Below are 2,173 nucleotides of genomic sequence, written 5' to 3'. Positions count from 1 at the left end.
ATCGCCCGTGGCTTCCGCAACCTGGACCACTACCGACTCAGGATGCTCCTCATCGCCGGCGGCCTACGCCACCCCCACCTCAGGTAGGAAGAGCCTGATAAGGGTCATCATCATGCCGAGGAGTTCCACACTTGGGCTCATCACCGCCAACCACAACTTCACGTTGCGCCCGGTCGACGACGTCATCGGGAACTCCAAGAGGCGGGGCTACTGTAGACCGGCTCGAAGTCGATCATGAAGGATCGACGTACAACCTCTTGCTCTGCGCACGGTGACTTTCCCGCCTCCCGGCCAGAGGACCTATGCCCTCGACAACAGCCGGTGTCGTAGGTCACGTCGTGGTGTCAGGGTTTCTTCAGGGTCGGCTGTTAGTTTGGCTGCGCCGGATCAACGATGATGACGACGCAAGGGGACGTATGACCTCGGGGCTTGACGCGGCGTTCGCCTCCAGTTTTCGTCGCCTGTCGTTCTCAGGGCGCCGGCCACGCGTCGTGGTGGCACTGATCGCCGCGATCGTGTTTGCGGTGCATCTGCTGAGCATGCACAGCGGACACCATGGAAGCGCCGACCACGCCATCGCTGAGCCCGGGGCCGAGTCGACGGCTGTGTCAGTCGCCCACGTCGACGACAGCGATCAAGAGTCGGGTCATCACGATCACGGTGACTCCACCATCGGTGATCCGGGCGCGGCCGGCGACGTGGACGTATTCAAGGTCGAGCACCCTCATGGTGAGTACGAGTGCGGTGAGATCACTCAGTCGCGTCTTGGAGTCGCTGTCTCGGCGTTGACGCCTGCCCTGGGGTGTTTGTGGGTGACCCCGCGCCCCGCGGGGCTGATCCGGTCGCAGGGTCCCGTTGATCTGCCGCGGTCGACCCCGCATCTCGTTCGTGAACTCGGTGTGCAGCGGGTCTAGGAGTCGGCGTCGTCTGACGACACCCTCCTAGCCCTTTCCACACCCTTTCGACTTCATGAACGAAGGAACTTTGGCATGCCCGAAAACATTCACGACTCCTTGATCACGTGCGTCGGTGAAACCCCGTTGCTGCGTTTGGATCGCTGCTTCCCGGATCCGGATCGGGAGGTGATCGCCAAGCTCGAGATGCTCAACCCTGCTGGCAGCATGAAGGACCGGCCTGCGCGCTTCATCATCGAATCCGGACTGGCCTCAGGCGACCTGCGACCTGGGATGCGGCTGGTGGAGAGCACCTCGGGAAACCTCGGGGTCGCGCTGGCGACGATGGCCGGGCTCCACGGGCTGGCCTTCACCGCCGTGGTGGATCCGAAGACCACCTCGACCAACCTGCGGCTCCTGCAGGCAGTTGGCGCGGATGTGGAGCTGGTGACCGAGCGTGATGAGAGTGGCGGCTTTCTGCACACCCGGGTTCGGCGGGCTCAGGAGCTGGCCGAAGCCAGCGCCGACAGCGTCTGGGTCAACCAGTACGCCAACGACCTCAACTGGCGCGCGTACTACGAGACGACGGGTCGGGAGGTCCTCGACGCGGTCCAGACCCCGGTGGACTACCTGGTAGCGGCCGTCTCCACCACGGGCTCGATCCTGGGACTCGCCCGGCGGCTTAGGGAGCGGTACCCGGCGATGCAGGTGGTGGCTGTGGATGCGGTCGGTTCGGTGATCTTCGGAACGCCTGCTGGTCCGCGTGAGATCCCCGGCTACGGAGCGAGCCGGGTGCCGGAGCTGCTCAGCCGTGCGGAGATCGACCACGTGGTCCACGTCGACGATGCTCGAGCCGCGCTCGGCTGTCGACACCTGGTTGCCACCGAGGGGGTCCTCGGCGGTGGCTCCTCTGGGGCGGTGATCGCAGCGATCACACAGTTCCTGCCGACCACGTCTGCCGGCAGCCGCGTCCTGACCGTTCTCCCGGACCGAGGGGAGCGGTACCTCGACCTGGTCTATGACGACCAGTGGCTCGAGATGGTCTCCACGGTTGGCGGCGTGTCCGACCCGCGACTGGATGTCTCCACCCAGGCATGAGTCGAGCATGAACGAACACCTGACCCTGCGGCGCACGGACCTGGGGCTGCTGTGGATCTCCCAGTTCGTCAACACCGCCGGGCTGATGGCGCTGGTGCCGATCATGCCGCTGTACATGGCATCGCTCGGTGCCTCCGACGCCACCGTCGGGGTCTGGGCGGGGGCCGCGATCGCGGCTCCCG

The 2,173-nt window shown here is 65.3% G+C and carries 2 protein-coding genes; both read left to right on the top strand.

What is annotated here, in order from left to right:
- Positions 1–416 precede the first annotated feature (416 nt).
- Positions 417–914: a hypothetical protein gene (locus ACFVJS_RS27690; protein WP_378886754.1), complete on the top strand. Its 498-nt coding sequence runs from the start codon at positions 417–419 to the stop codon at positions 912–914.
- A 75-nt stretch (positions 915–989) separates the two neighbouring features.
- A complete protein-coding gene (gene sbnA, locus ACFVJS_RS27685) occupies positions 990–1,991 on the top strand; it encodes a 2,3-diaminopropionate biosynthesis protein SbnA (protein ID WP_378886753.1) in 1,002 nt (333 codons plus the stop codon).
- Positions 1,992–2,173 lie beyond the last annotated feature (182 nt).

This window comes from Nocardioides sp. NPDC057772, from assembly GCF_042798075.1.
Lineage (GTDB): Bacteria > Actinomycetota > Actinomycetes > Propionibacteriales > Nocardioidaceae > Nocardioides.
This window is presented reverse-complemented; position numbering and strand designations above follow the sequence as displayed.

Excerpts from the sequence above, each read along its gene's own strand:
- ACFVJS_RS27690 (WP_378886754.1), top strand. The coding sequence starts at position 417 with ATGACCTCGGGGCTTGACGCGGCGTTCGCCTCCAGTTTTCGTCGCCTG.
- sbnA (WP_378886753.1), top strand. The coding sequence starts at position 990 with ATGCCCGAAAACATTCACGACTCCTTGATCACGTGCGTCGGTGAAACC.